The following is a 15,179-nucleotide window of genomic DNA, read 5'->3' on the forward strand; positions in this document are numbered from 1 at the left end:
TATAAAACGCATGACCGATGAAAGAAATCTCCGAAGCACTCGAATCCGCCCTGATCGCCTATCTCGAAGGTGAAGCCTCGTTGCAGCAGATCGAGTCGTTGCACGAATGGGCCGGCCTCGATCCCGAGAATGCAGAGTTGCTTTACGGGCTGACGCATCTTTACGCCGAGCGGGATGCCGCATCGAAGATCGGAGCGGTGGATGTCGAGGCCATGCGGCGCCGGTTGCTCGCAAGGCCCGAATTCGCCTCGGATGAGCGTATTGCCGCGCTGCGCCCTGCACCCCGCCGAAAGCTCGGGCGGAAGATATGGTTCCGGGCAGTCGGTTATGCCGCCTCGGCAGCCGCACTGATCGCTGTCGGCATTCTGGCCGGGAGGAGCGGCGGGACAGGGCTTTCCGGCTCGTTCAATACGATATGCGTGGATGCCGGAAGCAAGTCGCGCATCGTGCTCGCCGACGGTACGCAGGTGACGATGAAAGCCTCTTCGAAGTTGCGTTATCCCGCCTCTTTCGGCTCCGGTCCCCGCGAGGTATGGCTCGACGGCGAAGCCTATTTCGATGTCGAACACGATGCGGAGCACCCCTTCATCGTCCATTCGTGCCGCCAGTCGGTACGCGTGCTCGGAACGACTTTCAATGTCCAGGCCTATTCCAACGAATCCGAGAACACCGTAACGCTCCTGAGCGGGGCCGTGGGACTCGACTTGCTCGACCGTGAGGGCGAATTGCTCCGGTCGCTCGAACTGCATCCTTACGAACAGTGCCATTTCGACAAGAGAGCCGGTAGTTACCGGCTTTCGGAACTGGACGCCTATGAGCGGCAGTTTCCGTGGGACGACGGGGTTTACCGTTTCCGCGATCAGAGTCTCGCGCAGATCGCCGCCCGGTTGCAGAACTATTACGGCGTGCGGATTCTTCTTATCGACGAAGCTGCGGAAAAGATCCGTTATACGGGCAGTTTCTCGCTCACGGAGCGGCTCGACGAGGTGTTCGGCGTCCTGAACCACGACGGGCGTCTGCATATCGAACGCGACGGGAACACCTACCGCATCCGCTTACGCTGACCTTTTGAAAACTACGAAAACCTCAATAGACATGTCGAACCTTAAATCTTTCCTGCCTATGACCGATTGACGAACGGATTCTTTCCCCCCCCCGAACAAAGAGGAGCCGGTCATGCTGCTGACATTCCCCGGCTCCGGACTCGTTAAATTTTCGTTCATGCCCCGATGCTCCGGAATCCCGGCGCTTTGCGGTGCATGGCATAAACTACTCATCTAAGAGGTCTTAAATTTATGAAAAAAAATCTGATTCTTGCTCTTCTCGCGCTGTTTTTCACGCTCGGGACGGGTAAAATGACGGTTTCGGCGCAATCCGGTGTGTTGCAACAACGCATCAGCGTCTCCGTAGAGGGCGGAACGCTCGACGATGCCGTCGTGCAGATCGAGAAGCAAACATCGCTGATGTTCCTCTATAAAACACAGGACATCGCCCCTTCTCACCGGGTGACGCTGCACGCCAGGCGGGAGCCGCTGTCGGTCGTGCTCGACCGTCTGGTCGAAGGCACGAAACTCGGCTGGGAACTCTCGGACAATCACATCGTATTGACACAGAAAAGCGTCGATGACCAGCCCCGCAGGGTGACGGGACATGTCCTCGACAAGAACGGAGTTCCCATCATCGGAGCGACGGTCATTGTCAAGGGGACGACCGTCGGTACGAGTACCGGGGCCGACGGCTCTTTCGCGCTGGAGATTCCCGCTCCCGCCGCGAAGGCGGTGCTGTCGTTCGGCTACCTGGGATACGACGACACGGAAATTCCGGTCGGGAGCCGTACGGCAATGGAGGTCACGCTGCGCGAATCCGCGCTTGAAATGGATGCTGTCGTCGTAACGGCCCTGGGCATCAAACGTTCGGAAAAGGCGCTGTCGTACAACGTGCAGCAAGTTTCGGCTGAGGAGATTGTCGGCAACAAGGACGTGAACTTCGTCAATGCGCTCAGCGGCAAGGTGGCCGGCGTGAACATCAACGCCTCGTCGTCGGGCGTGGGCGGAGCCTCGAAGGTGGTCATGCGCGGTACGAAGGGCATCGACCAGTCTTCGAACGCCCTGTACGTCATCGACGGTGTTCCGATGTACAACCTCGGCGGCGAGGGCGGAACGGAGTTCGACTCGGCCGGAACGTCGGAAGCCGTCGCGGACATCAATCCCGAGGATATCGAGTCCGTGTCGGTGCTGACGGGCGCTGCGGCTGCGGCGCTCTACGGCAGTTATGCGTCGAACGGCGCCATCGTCATCACGACCAAGAAGGGCAAGGCGGGCCATACGTCCGTGACCGTGACCAGCAATACCGAGGTACACTCTCCCTTCGTGATGCCCGAATTCCAAAACCGCTACGGTACGGGCAATCTTAATGCTTCGGAGGGGCAGACGCTCATGAGCTGGGGCCGCCGGCTCGGTGCTGCGGACCGCACGGGCTATTCCCCGCGCAGCGACTACTTCCAGACGGGCGTCACCGGCACCGAGACCGTTTCGCTCTCGACGGGCACCGACCGCAACCAGACCTACCTTTCGGCCTCGGCTGTCAATTCCCGCGGTATTGTGCCCAACAACGGCTACGAGCGTTACAACTTCACGGCCCGCAACACCACCTCGTTGCTCAAAGACCGCATGACTCTGGACATCGGAGCCTCCTACATCATGCAGAACGACCGCAACATGGTCAATCAGGGCACGTATGCCAATCCGTTGGTTTCGGCTTACCTGTTTCCCCGCGGAAACGACTGGAACCGTGTGCGGATGTTCGAACGATACGACCCCGAACGCCGCATCTGGGTGCAGGACTGGGACGAGTGGATCGGTGCGGGCAATCTGACGATGCAGAATCCCTACTGGATCAACTACCGCAACCTGCGCGAGAACGACCGCCGGCGCTATATGCTCAATACCAACATCTCCTACCGGATTCTCGACTGGCTTTCGGTTTCGGGCCGTATCCGAATCGACAATTCGGTGAACAACTTCACCGAGAAGTTTTATGCCACGTCCAATTCGACGCTCATCGAGGGTTCGAACAACGGACTTTACGGCATCACCAAGACCGAAGATCAGCAGACCTACGGCGACGTGCTGCTCAATATCGACAAGACCTTCGGAGCGAATTGGTCGCTGCAGGCCAACGTGGGCGCCGTGATTTCGGATATCCGGCAGGATGCCTTCAAGAACCGCGGTCCCATCATGGAGTCGGGTATCGCCAATCTGTTCAACGTCTTCCAGCTCGACGACACCCGTGTGACACGCGAGCAGTCCGGCTGGCGCGAACAGTACCAGTCGCTCTTCGCCTCGGCCGAAATCGGGTACAAGGGAACCTACTACCTCACCCTTACGGGGCGCAACGACTGGCCTTCTCAACTGGCCGGCCCGCAATCGGTCAAGGCTTCGTTCTTCTACCCTTCCGTCGGCGCCTCGGTGGTGCTTTCGCAGCTCATCCCCGACATGCCGGAGAACCTCTCCTACGTCAAGGTGCGCGGTTCGTGGGCCTCGGTAGGTATGCCCTTCGCCCGTTTCCTGGCCAACCCCGTCTATGTCTGGGATGCCGACAACAAAGTGTGGAAGACGGAGACCAATTACCCCTTCTACGACCTGAAGCCCGAACGCACGGATTCGTGGGAGATGGGTCTTACCATGCGTTTCCTGAAGCATTTCAACCTCGACGTATCGTATTACAACACGAAGACCTACAACCAGACCTTCGACCCGCAGATCTCCGTGTCGTCCGGTTATTCGACGCTCTACGTCCAGACCGGATCGGTGCGCAACCGGGGTATCGAGCTGGCGCTGGGCTACGGCAACAAATGGGGCGAGTTCTCGTGGAGTTCGAATTTCACGCTCAGCTCCAACCAGAACCGGATTCTCGAACTGGTGGACAACTACCGCCATCCCGAAACCGGACAGTTTGTCACGAAGGACCGCCTCGATGTCGGCGGTCTGAACCAGGCGCACTTCATCCTCAAGAAGGGCGGTTCGCTGGGCGATCTTTATTCGATCATCGACCTCAAACGCGATGCCAACGGTCATATTTACGTGGACGAGAACGACCGCATCTATACGGTCTCCGAGAATCTGGACGACATCAGGCTGGGATCGGTCTTCCCGAAGGCCAACATGGCGTGGCGCAATGACTTCCGCTGGAAAAACCTGAGTTTCGGGTTCATGGTATCGGCCCGTATCGGCGGTATCGTTTACTCCGCCACGCAGGCTCAGCTCGACTATTACGGCGTATCGGAGGATTCTGCCGCGGCACGCGACGCCGGAGGCGTCGCCGTCAACGGAGGTTCGCTCCTGCCGGCCTACAATTGGTACGAGGTCGTAGGCGGCAAGAACATCCCGCAATATTACACCTATTCGGCGACGAACGTCCGCTTGCAGGAGGCTTCGATCGGCTATACGATTCCGAAGGAGAAACTCGGCGGCGTTTGCGAGATAAACCTCTCGCTCGTGGGCCGCAACCTCTGGATGATTTACCGCAAGGCTCCGTTCGACCCCGAAGCCGTCGCCACGACGGGCAACTACTATCAGGGCATCGACTATTTCATGATGCCTTCGTTACGGAATATCGGTTTCAACATGAGACTCAAATTCTAAACGCGCTATGAAAAAACCACAATATCTTCGCAGACGCCTCCGCCTGCTGGCGCTGGCACCGGCAGCGTTGTTCGCCGCCTGCACGGGCGGGTTCGATGACATCAACACCGATCCCTATGCCGCCTCGAAAGACGATATGAACAACGACAACTACATCGTCTCGTCGATTCTGACGGGCATGCAGGGATGGGTCATTCCGCTCGATGTCAATACGCACCAGTTCACCGACATCGTGCTGGGAGGTGCGCTCGGCGGCTATACGGCCGACTCGAATCCGGGACTTCCCACCCGCATCGCCATCTTCAACCCTACCAACGACTGGACGCGCGTGATGCTCATCCGCGTGATTCCTGAGATCTATACGGCTTACAACAAGCTGAAAGTCAATTCCGACGACGAAGTGGCCCTTGCGCTTGCCGAAGTGATCCGCGTGGCTGCCGTGCATCGCGTGACCGACACCTACGGACCGGTTCCCTATTCGCAGATCGGAGCCGACGACGCGCTTACCTCACCCTACGATTCGCAGCAGGCCGTCTATGAACGGCTGTTCGAGGAGCTGGACGGTGCGCTGACCGTGCTGAGGAACCATTCGGCCGAGACCATCAAGGCCGCCTCGGACAAGATCTATGCGGGCGACCTGTCGAAATGGGTGCGGTTCGCCAATTCGCTCAAGCTGCGCATGGCCATGCGTATCAGCTATGCGGCGCCGGACGAAGCCGAACGGATCGTAAAGGAAGCTCTTTCCGGAGAGAACGGCGGCGTGATCGAATCGAATGCGGACAATGCACAGATTCCGACCCAGAACAACCCGTTCCGGGTGGTGATGTACGACTACAACGGCGGGGACTCGCGCGTTTCGGCCGACATCACCTCCTACATGAACGGTTACAAAGACCCCCGGCGGGCCAAATACTTCACCCTTTCGACCTTCACAGGCGGAATTCGGAACGGCTATATCGGGCTGCGTTCGGGAATCAGCATTCCCTCCGAATCGCTTCTTTACTCGAATATGGCGGTCGATTATACGACGCCGCTCATGTGGATGAATGCCGCCGAAGTGGCCTTTCTGAAGGCCGAAGCCTCCCTGCGCGGCTGGTACGGCGCGACGGGCGATGCCGAACGCTGGTACGAGGAAGGGGTGCGCCTCTCGTTCGAACAGTGGGGGCTCTCGGGCGATTACGACGCCTACATCGCCGACGGGGTGTCGCTGCCCGAGTCTTATGAGGACCCGCTGGGCAAGGAGAGCAACACTTCGGAAGTGAGCACCGTAACCGTCAAATGGGATACGCGCGGCGATTTCGAAACCAACCTCGAACAGATCATCACCCAGAAGTGGCTGGCGATCTATCCCGAAGGGTTCGAAGCATGGTGCGAATTCCGGCGCACGGGCTATCCGCGGCTGATGCCCGCCACGAACAACCGCAGCGGCGGCATCATCCCCGAGGGAGGCTATGCGAACCGCATGCCCTATCCGGCGGAGGAGTACCAGGAGAACAACGAGCATATCAATGAAGCGGTTTCACTGCTCGGGGGACCCGACAACATGGCCACCCGTCTGTGGTGGGACTGCAAGGAGAAATAATCCATTATCATTCGAGTCATGAAAAGAACGATAAGCAACATATTCTGCGGCGCGGCGCTTCTGCTCGCAACATCGGCGGGCTCCTCGTGCGACGACTGGACGGAGAACGAGAAAATCGCAGTCGAAAACCCTGTTTTCGGCGAAGACGATCCCGGACTGTATGCCCGTTACCTCGCCTCGCTCCGCGCCTACAAGAACGGCGACCATTATCGGACGGTCGTCTGGTTCGACAATTCGGACAAGAGACCCGTCAGCCGGGGCGGCTTTTTCTCCGATGTGCCCGACAGCGTGGATGTCGTGGCGCTGACGGCCGGAGGACGCCTTACGGCCGAGGAACTCGAACAGGCCGAAGCGCTTCGTGAGAAAGGGACGAAAATCATCGGCGCCTTCGACTGTCAGGCCGCTCTGGCGCGTGCCGAGGATACGCAGGCCCCCGAAGAACGGCTCTCTGCCGCCTTGGCTGAGCGTTTCGAAGAGATCGAAGCCGACGGCCTCGACGGGCTGACGCTCCGCTACGAATCCACCGACCCGACTTTCGCTACCGAAGAGGAACTCCGCGTGCAGCGGGCGCTCGACGACGTGGTGGCCGGAGCTCTGGCCGAATGGCGGGAAAGACATCCCGGGGGGCTGCTTCTCTTCGAAGGAACGCCCCAGTGGCTGAGCGACCTGTCGGCGGTGGCCCTTTGCGACTATCTGGTAGTTCGCTGCCTCGACGCCGAATCGGTGTACGACTTCGGTGTCCGTGCCCGCCGCATGTGCGCCGTCGAAGGAATTCCCTCCGACCGCTTCCTGTGGCTCGTCTCCGCCGTGCCGCCTTCTGCAACCGATGCCACGGGGTATCTGGCCGACGCCTCGGGTGCTTCGGTACGTGCCGTCGGAGCATTGGCCGAGTGGCTGCTCCGTCCGGAGGATATCGGCAAGGCGGGAATGGGCATCATGAACGTGCAGTACGACTACTACAACTCCGCGATGATCTACCGCTACACGAAGGAGGCCATCGAAACGCTTAATCCCTCTCCCAAAAACTAAACGGATATGAAAAGATTTCATACGGCACTCCTGCTGTCTGTTTGGACGCTGGCGGCGATGACGGGGTGCGACAAGAAACCGTCTCCCTACGGGGATTTCGACAACAGGGTGTTCATCGACCAGAACACGAACGTCACGACGCTGCTCGTCAAGCAGAGCACCGTCTCGGACGAACGTTCGTTCCGCGCGGCGGCTCCCAAGCCGGTCGGCAAGGAGGTCGGCCTGCTCTTCGAGGCCGACGCCGGCCGCGTGGCGGACTACAACCGCATGTCGGGCGAAGAGGCGGCGATGCTGCCCGAAAACTACTTTGAGATCGTGGGCGGCAAGACCTCGATCCCGGTCGGTACGAACCGTTCGGCCGACGTGACGGTGCGCTTCCATAACCTCGGCGAACTCGACACCGAGGCATTGCACGTGCTTCCCGTCACACTGCGTAAAGCCGATGGAGCGGCTGTGCTCGAAAGCGCCCGCACGATCTATTACGTGCTGCGCGGCGCGGCCATCATCAATGTCGTGGCCGACCTTCAGGAGAGCAACTACATCTCCTTCGACAAGACGCTCGACGGGCAGAGCGCATCGTGCAAGGTGCTCAACGGCCTGAACGCCGTGACGATGGAGGCGCTCGTGCGGTGCAGCGACTACGTGCTCGAACCCGGTATCAAGACCGTGATGGGCATCGAGGGGCATTGCCTGATCCGCATCAGCGACAACGGTCTGGAGCCCAACCAGCTCCAGGTAGTCATGCCTACTCCCTACGCTACGGCCAACTTCACGGATGCGACTACGTGCCTCGTCCCGGCGAACGAGTGGACGCATATCGCCGTGACATGCGATGTGGCGACCGGACATCTGGTCATTTACATCAATGGCGAAACGGTGCTCGACAAGACGGGCAACCAGTTCGTTCCCGTAAACCTCGGGCAGCCGAAAACCGACGCCCAGCAGAAGGATCATTTCTTCCATATTGGTTACTCGTATGCGGCCGGACGCGAACTCCACGGTGAGATCTGCGAGGTGCGCATCTGGAATACCGTACGTACGCAGGAGCAGATTGCCGCGAACGTTTACGAGGTCGATCCAGCGAGCGAGGGACTCGTGGCTTACTGGAAATTCGACGAAGGTTCGGGCGAAACCATCCGTGACCATACGGACAACAACAACAGCGGCACGGCGCACGAGACACTCAAATGGAATCAGGTGTCGCTGCCCGAGGCTCCCTCCGGTGACGGAGACAACTAATCTACTGATTCAAAAACAAGATTCGCTATGAACTACACAAGAAATATGCTATGGAGCCTTGCAGCCGGAGTCTCCGTGCTGGTTGCGACTTCGTGCACGGAGGATGATATTCGTCCCGGCGGAATTGATGAAGGACGCATCGAGACGGTCGGATCGTGCTTCTGCTCGGTCTACAATCCGCAGGGTGCGGCCGGTGCGACGCTGCGGCTTTATGACGAGCCCGTTTCGGGCGAAGTGCGCGTCGCCCTGAGCGCTGAGGCAGGAAAGGCCGTGGACCTTCGGTTCGCCTACGACGAGAGCGTGCTGGAGGCTTACAATGAGACCCATGCTGCTTCGTTCGAGGCCGTTCCCGAATCGTCCGTCGAACTGGAGGCCGACGGAGCGCTGCTCGTCGGCCCCCGAAGCGTGCAGTCCGACCCGCTGCGCGTCGGCGTGAAGCCCGGCGGGGGACTCGCCGAAGGCGAAACCTATGCCGTACCGCTGCGACTGACCTCCGAGACCGAAGGGGTCGGAGTGTCGGCCTCGGAGGGTACCTGTATCTTCTGGGTGCAGGTGCAGGGCGCACGTCCCTCGACCGATAAGGGGACGGGAATGATCACTGTCTGCTATGTCGAGGTGAACGACAACAATCCGCTCAATGCTTTGGAATGGAGTTGCAAGCGGAGCGGCAAACCGCTTTTCGACGTGGTCAATATTTTCGCCGCCAACATCAACTGGATCGAGCAGGAGCGGCGCGTGGGCGTCACGCTGAACCCCAATGTGCGGCACATCCTGGACAACCGCGACATCTACATCCGCCCGTTGCAGGAAGCCGGAATCCGCGTCAGCCTGACGATTCTGGGCAACGGCGACGGATCGGGCGTGGCCAACCTCTCGGACGAAGCGGCGCGCGCCTTCGCGCAGGATCTGCGTTCGATCGTCGATACCTATGGACTCGACGGCGTCGATTTCGACGACGAATATTCGAAGTACGAGGAGCATCTCGGCAACCTCTGGCCGGGATGCGTGCAGTACGGCCCCGGGCCCTATGCCCGTCTGCTCTACGAGGTGAAGATGGCGATGCCCGACAAACTGGTGATGCTCTATCAGATCGGACAGGCCAACTTCGGGTTCAAGGAGGCGGTGGACGGAGTCCGTCCCGGCGATTTCATCGATTACGCCTATTGCGACTACGGTGCGCTGATGAACCCGATACATCTCGGGCTGTCGCGCCGGCAGTGGGGCGAAGGATCGCTCGACATGACCTACGGCCAGGAGTCGTCGCCCGAAAATTTGCAGTACAACCGCCGGATGGGCAACGGCGTGCAAATGGTCTATAACCTCAAGCCGGGCGACGGGCAGTTCACGCCGCTGAACGACGTGGCGAAGTACATCTACGACGACGAGGCTTTGTGGTCGGGCGTAAGACACGAGAAAGATTGGTAGCGGGGCGTTCCGTACCGGGTGGTACGGAACGAATCCCTGCGGTATTTCAAACACGAAAACGCAGTATGAAAAAGATATTTTGGATGCTCGTCGCGGCGGCTTTCGCCGGCTGCGGCGATGACAACGGAGCGGAGGCTCCGGCTCCCGCGGAGAGGCTTGCCCTTTCGGCCGAAACGCTCGCGTTCGACGCCGACGGCGGAGTTCTCTCAGGAGGAACGAACGAGGTAAGTGTCGCCAGCAGCGGTCCTTGGCGTCTGAGCGGACGTCAGGAGTGGTGCGTTCCGTCCGTCGATAAGGGCGGCGACGGGGAGACGGTCGCCTTTGCCGTCGAACCGAATACGGACCTCGATGCGCGCGAAGTCCGCTTCACTTTCATGTGCGGCGGCGAGGAGCGTCGCCTGACCGTCACCCAGGAAGGCGGTTCGCTGCTCGATCCGGACCAGACCAATTACTCCCTGCCTGCGGAGGGCGGCGAGTTCCGCCTCCGCATCGAATCTTCGGGCGAAACCTCCTGTCGTTTCTTGGAACCGGTCGATTGGATTCACCGCGTCGAGACACGGGCTTCGCTTTCGTTCTTTTACTTCACGGCGGATGCCAATACGACGGGACGTCCCCGCGATGCGCGGCTCGTCGTGACCAATACGGACGGCGACGAACGCACGGTGACGGTGCGACAGGAGCGCAATCTGCTGTTGGAGGTCGGCGAGACGTCGTTCAACATCCCCGTGGAGGGCGGAGAAGTGCGTGTGAACGTGCGGAGCAATCTGCCGTTCCGGGCCGACCCCACCGTGGACTGGATCGTGTTGCAGACACCGCCCTCCTCGTCGGAGGAGCTGCTGGAGCAGGAACTCGTCTTCAAGATCGAAGCTGCCGAGGTTCCGTTCCGCTCGGGCTTCGTGCGTTTCACGACCGATGAAGAGTCGCTTTCGGCTGAAGTCTCCGTCGTGCAGGGCGAACGACCGAAAGGAATCGAGTTCCCCGACGACACGTTCCGGCAGATTCTGGTGGATGCCGGTTACATCACCGTACTCGACGGTACCGAATGTATTCTGACGGAAACGGGCGAAGCCGCCACACAATTACCCGATCTCTACCGGAAAGGCATCGCATCGCTGAAAGGCATCGAGGCGTTCGCCAACCTTACGACGCTTGAGCCGAACGGAATCGGAGAAAACCCCATCCGCAAACTCGATCTGAGCGGTAATGCCAAGCTGACGACTATCGGCTGGCAGAGCATGCTGGGCGGATGGCGTTCGTACCTGACCCCTGCGCCGCTCGAAGTGCTCAAACTGGGCGATGCGCCCGTCGAAGAGGGGCGTGTCGTACTTTCCAGCCTCTACTGCTCGTCGCCTTACGAAACATCCGAATCGCTGACCGTGTCCGGTACTGCGGTGCGGATCATCGAGATCACGCTGGGTTCCTACGATAAGGTTCAGTGGCTCGATATCACGGGGTGTCCGGCCATTCAAAGCGTTACGCTGAACAGCTACTATCTTAAAACGCTCTATGTCACGGCCGGGCAGAAGAGTGCGATCGACGCGCAGCGGATCGTGATCAACGACCAGAATTATCCGACGTCGCAGTTGGAGATCAAGGTGCGTTGAATTCGGGAAGGCGCTCTGCGATCTATTCGGATGCAGACCGGCTTTCCGACAAGTCGATTCTTGTAATTTCCACTCTCGTTGAAGAACGCTTCAACGAGAGTGTTTTTTTGAGTCTGCTATCGGTCTTGTCCGGCGGTTACTGTCCGGAAGCGATTCGGGGAGTTTTCGGACTACCCGCAACATTGCGTTTTCCACCTCCGATGATCCGTTCGGTGTCGATGAGTTACCGAAACCGGACGATCCCTATGAGCAGTTGTTCCGGGTTATGATGCTGCTTCCTTTGCCTTATGCGCCTCTGAACAGGGGCTCCGGCGGATAGCACGAATCTATGGACTCGTGTGCTCTGCAATTTTATTTTGCGGCTGTTGGCTGGGTATTTTGGCCAAGGGGACCAGAACACCGTGTGCAGCCTGATCTCGGTATGACATCGCTTTTCGGGCGGCAACCCTCTGTTCCGGATATCTATGCAGGAGGTTCCATTGGCAAGAGTCGTAAAATTCATTCCCGGGCCGGACGATGCGACGATACGGGTTTCGGCAGCCGCCGGAGATATGTAAGGTCGCCGCACTTTAGACATCTTTTGATTATATTGATATACGATGAGTGTTTTATGTGAGAATTTTTATCGAAATATTTGTACTTTTCTTTAAAAAATATATAACTTTAGAGTGGATTTTACGGATTGCTTTACGACGACTGTGAAATTCGAGAAAAACTACGATCTTTTTAACCTGAAATTTTCATGTATTAAAGAGAAACAGATTTTTGCGGATGCCGTCTCATGATGGCTGCCGCGGCCGTGACTGCCTGTACTGTACGGCAAACTACCGGCCGGATCCTTTCGATCTGCTGAATGCCGATATCGAGGCTTTGGCACAAGATGAATCATTGGCTCCAAGGGAATCTTACTCTGGAAAATATGGAATATCTTCAGTGGAGCAACTCTCATTCGCTGTATGCCCTGCTATGAACCATGTCCGAGCAGATGCACTCCTACAAGCCATAGTTGTTGAACAAAGACTTCATCTACATTAGTAGATGAAGTCTTATAAATTCATTATTATGAGACATTTTGTCTATTGTTTTATATGTGCCTTGCTATACGGATGTACAACCGAGAACGATCCAGAAGACAATTCCTCACAAAATATACATATCATCGATATCAATGATGCAAAAATCGATCGAGATAATTCAGGTTTGACCATCGATCATTTTATTAAATTGGATACACCTGATAAAGCCTTGATCGACCAAATCGCCAAAGTCATTTGTTATGATGAAAAATTATATATTCTGACGACTATTCCCTACAATAGCGTCTATATCTTTTCATCCAAAGGTGCTTTTTTACATAAATTCACAAATGGACGAGCTAATAATGAATTAATATATCCATTTGACATCTCCATAGACGAATATAACAACGAATTGCTAATTTTGGATAATTACCGGATTATCAAACGGTTCACTCCAGACGGACGTTATATATCCCAAAAGACCCTCGCTTATCCGCAACTGTACGTGGAAAGCATCGGACGGGAAGGCACGGAGTTGTTTTTCAGTCCCAATATCTCTTTCAAAAGCCAGTTTTCGGGCTACCACATGGAACGGCGCGGCAAACTGGCGGGAATTTATAAATCGCTTTACGCCGGAAAGACCTACCTGAATTCCGGGGTCTTGACCAAACTTACCCAGGACAGCGTATTGTTGTGTCCGCTGTTCTCTGATACGATATATCTGTATAATATGCAAAGGGGTAAATTCGATCCGTATTTTGTTCTTAATTCCGGCAATCGGAGTGCAAACCGGCCAAACCGGCTCGAAACATTCGAGGATTTATCCACATACCTCCAAGCGATAAAACAAAATCGTTGGTATTCGGGACCGAATCATGTTCTTTTATCGGACGGCCGTCTCTTCTTCCACTACGGACCGACTGATCGCTGGAGCGTTTTCGACAGCCATAGTCGTACAACGACCATTTATGAACGGATGTTTGATGAACTGCCTAACTGTTTTGGAAAAGCCGGACAAAACGACAATAAGCTCATCTACGCTTATGATGTTGTTTGGTTGCAGAGCTATTACCATAAACATCCTCCTGTATCGCCAATCGCAAAAGAAATAGCACGTGCCTGCGAGAACGAGGAAGATAATCCAATCATAGTCTTTGCTAAGATTAAATAATGCGAATCAAATACATACCTTACAATCATTCCTCTTAATTGTACTGAAAGGTATTGCTGTTCGACGGCGGGACGGTCGATCTGGGCGAGCTTCCGCTTGGCGGGAGCCGTGAAGTGCGCATCGGAGCCAGGAACGGTTCCGACAAGTCCGTGACATTCGCCGTGCAGGGAATCGTGCCTGACGAATAGCGCCCTCTTGTCTCTCCCCTCCCGCCGAAACTGTCGGACGGAAGGAATTCCGGCCGGCAGCCTACTCTCCTTTCCCGCACCGCTCCCGCTCCTCGCGGCGGATCACCTGATGGATACCGATGCAGGCCAGACCGCCGTAGGCCACCGTGAGTATCACGAGCCACTTGATCTCTGCGAACACCTCGTCGAGCGAAGCGCCCATCGTCTGAATGCGGATGAAGCCGTTCACGCCGTGGCTGCTCGGGAAGAGTTTTCCCAAGGCGAACATCCACTCCGGAATGCCCTCGCGCGGATAGGAGATTCCGCTCAGCATCAACACCGGAATCGAAGTCCAGAGCAGCAGCAGAAGCGAGTTTTCCCGGTAGCGGAAGAGTGTCGAGACGGCAATGCTCATGGCGATGCACGCCGCGAGATAGACCGCCGTGAAGAGCGCGACGGCTCCTGTCTGGCCGTTCATCGGGAAGTGGAACATCCGGTAATGCAGCCCGAGCACGTAGGCGCAGGTCACGGCATAGATCAGCGCATAGACCGTGGCCCGTCCCAGGACGATCGGCAGCGTGGACATTCTCCCCCGCCCCGCGGGCCGGAGCTTGCGGTACAGTCCGTGCTCGCGCCACGTGCCGCCGATCATGCCGATTCCGATAAGCATGGTTTGCTGGATGATGACGATGATGATGGCCGGCATGACGAAGGTTCCGTAGCCCAGATAGGGGTTGAACAGATTGTGCGACTGGTAGATGACCGGCTGCGTCACGGCCTGCGCCTGCGGAATGTCCGCCCCTTTGGCGATCAGCCTCCGGAACTCGACCATCGCGCCCGTCTGCCCGATCGTCGTCACCAACTCCTGAAACACCTGCCGGTACATGAGGAAATAGCTGGCGTCGCAGTAGATCGCCACATCGGCCTGCGACCCGCCGACGAGCTTCCGCTCGTAGTCCGACGGAATGTAGACCACGCCGTAGATCTTGCGGCCGTAGAACAGCTCCCGGGCCTCCTCCATGTCCGTCGGTTCGTAGGCCACATACGTATTCGGCCCGGCGTTGAAGGTCTCGATCAGGCTGCGGCTCGTCGCCGTGCGGCATGCGTCCACCACACCGATCGGCACGTTGCGCAACACCTGCGAGCCGTAGGCCAGCGAGTAGGCCGTGGCGTAGATCAGCATGGCGAATACGAGGATCAACAGCACGCCGCCGTCGGTGAAGATCGTGCGGAATTCGTTCCGCACCACTGCGCCGAACTGTTGCAGGTAGGAGGCCATCTGTCGTGTAAAACGGTTCAT

At 57.5% G+C, this 15,179-nt stretch carries 10 protein-coding genes; 9 read left to right on the forward strand and 1 reads right to left on the reverse strand.

Annotated features, from left to right (window positions below):
• Positions 1 to 17: 17 nt before the first annotated feature.
• From KB554_RS00165 to KB554_RS13365, 9 genes are all read left to right on the forward strand, one after another.
• Positions 18 to 1,064: a FecR domain-containing protein gene (locus tag KB554_RS00165; protein ID WP_211034558.1), complete on the forward strand. Its 1,047-nt coding sequence runs from the start codon at positions 18 to 20 to the stop codon at positions 1,062 to 1,064.
• Between the two features lie 291 nt (positions 1,065 to 1,355).
• A complete protein-coding gene (locus tag KB554_RS00170) occupies positions 1,356 to 4,643 on the forward strand; it encodes a SusC/RagA family TonB-linked outer membrane protein (protein ID WP_211034939.1) in 3,288 nt (1,095 codons plus the stop codon).
• A gap of 7 nt (positions 4,644 to 4,650) precedes the next feature.
• On the forward strand, positions 4,651 to 6,225 hold the full coding sequence (locus KB554_RS00175) for a RagB/SusD family nutrient uptake outer membrane protein (RefSeq protein ID WP_141429752.1): 1,575 nt from the start codon (positions 4,651 to 4,653) through the stop codon (positions 6,223 to 6,225).
• A gap of 18 nt (positions 6,226 to 6,243) precedes the next feature.
• The gene (locus KB554_RS00180) at positions 6,244 to 7,254 is read left to right on the forward strand and encodes a glycoside hydrolase family 18 (RefSeq protein WP_211034559.1); all 1,011 of its coding nucleotides are present in this window, start codon (positions 6,244 to 6,246) and stop codon (positions 7,252 to 7,254) included.
• Positions 7,255 to 7,260: 6 nt separating this feature from the next.
• Positions 7,261 to 8,493, forward strand: a complete 1,233-nt coding sequence (locus KB554_RS00185) for a DUF1735 and LamG domain-containing protein (protein ID WP_211034560.1) — start codon at positions 7,261 to 7,263, stop codon at positions 8,491 to 8,493.
• A gap of 27 nt (positions 8,494 to 8,520) precedes the next feature.
• Complete coding sequence (locus KB554_RS00190; protein ID WP_211034561.1) at positions 8,521 to 9,918, forward strand: DUF1735 domain-containing protein; 1,398 nt, start codon at positions 8,521 to 8,523, stop codon at positions 9,916 to 9,918.
• 65 nt (positions 9,919 to 9,983) lie between these two features.
• Positions 9,984 to 11,522 (forward strand): BACON domain-containing protein, encoded by a 1,539-nt coding sequence (locus KB554_RS00195; RefSeq protein WP_211034562.1) that lies wholly within the window; start codon positions 9,984 to 9,986, stop codon positions 11,520 to 11,522.
• 1,062 nt (positions 11,523 to 12,584) lie between these two features.
• Positions 12,585 to 13,712: a 6-bladed beta-propeller gene (locus KB554_RS00200; protein WP_211034563.1), complete on the forward strand. Its 1,128-nt coding sequence runs from the start codon at positions 12,585 to 12,587 to the stop codon at positions 13,710 to 13,712.
• A 53-nt stretch (positions 13,713 to 13,765) separates the two neighbouring features.
• Positions 13,766 to 13,900 carry a hypothetical protein gene (locus KB554_RS13365; RefSeq protein ID WP_277927706.1) on the forward strand — a complete coding sequence of 45 codons (135 nt, stop codon included), beginning with the start codon at positions 13,766 to 13,768 and terminating at the stop codon, positions 13,898 to 13,900.
• Positions 13,901 to 13,961: 61 nt separating this feature from the next.
• Here the strand turns inward: KB554_RS13365 and KB554_RS00205 are convergent, their stop codons facing one another.
• Entirely contained in the window at positions 13,962 to 15,179 is a 1,218-nt protein-coding gene (locus KB554_RS00205) for an ABC transporter permease (RefSeq protein WP_211034564.1), read from the reverse strand.

It is taken from the genome of Alistipes sp. Marseille-P2263, from assembly GCF_018101075.1.
Lineage (GTDB): Bacteria > Bacteroidota > Bacteroidia > Bacteroidales > Rikenellaceae > Alistipes > Alistipes dispar.

Coding starts and splice junctions, on each gene's coding strand:
- KB554_RS00165 (WP_211034558.1), top strand. CDS start 18: ATGAAAGAAATCTCCGAAGCACTCGAATCCGCCCTGATCGCCTATCTC.
- KB554_RS00170 (WP_211034939.1), top strand. CDS start 1,356: ATGACGGTTTCGGCGCAATCCGGTGTGTTGCAACAACGCATCAGCGTC.
- KB554_RS00175 (WP_141429752.1), top strand. CDS start 4,651: ATGAAAAAACCACAATATCTTCGCAGACGCCTCCGCCTGCTGGCGCTG.
- KB554_RS00180 (WP_211034559.1), top strand. CDS start 6,244: ATGAAAAGAACGATAAGCAACATATTCTGCGGCGCGGCGCTTCTGCTC.
- KB554_RS00185 (WP_211034560.1), top strand. CDS start 7,261: ATGAAAAGATTTCATACGGCACTCCTGCTGTCTGTTTGGACGCTGGCG.
- KB554_RS00190 (WP_211034561.1), top strand. CDS start 8,521: ATGAACTACACAAGAAATATGCTATGGAGCCTTGCAGCCGGAGTCTCC.
- KB554_RS00195 (WP_211034562.1), top strand. CDS start 9,984: ATGAAAAAGATATTTTGGATGCTCGTCGCGGCGGCTTTCGCCGGCTGC.
- KB554_RS00200 (WP_211034563.1), top strand. CDS start 12,585: ATGAGACATTTTGTCTATTGTTTTATATGTGCCTTGCTATACGGATGT.
- KB554_RS00205 (WP_211034564.1), bottom strand. CDS start 15,179: ATGAACCGTTTTACACGACAGATGGCCTCCTACCTGCAACAGTTCGGC.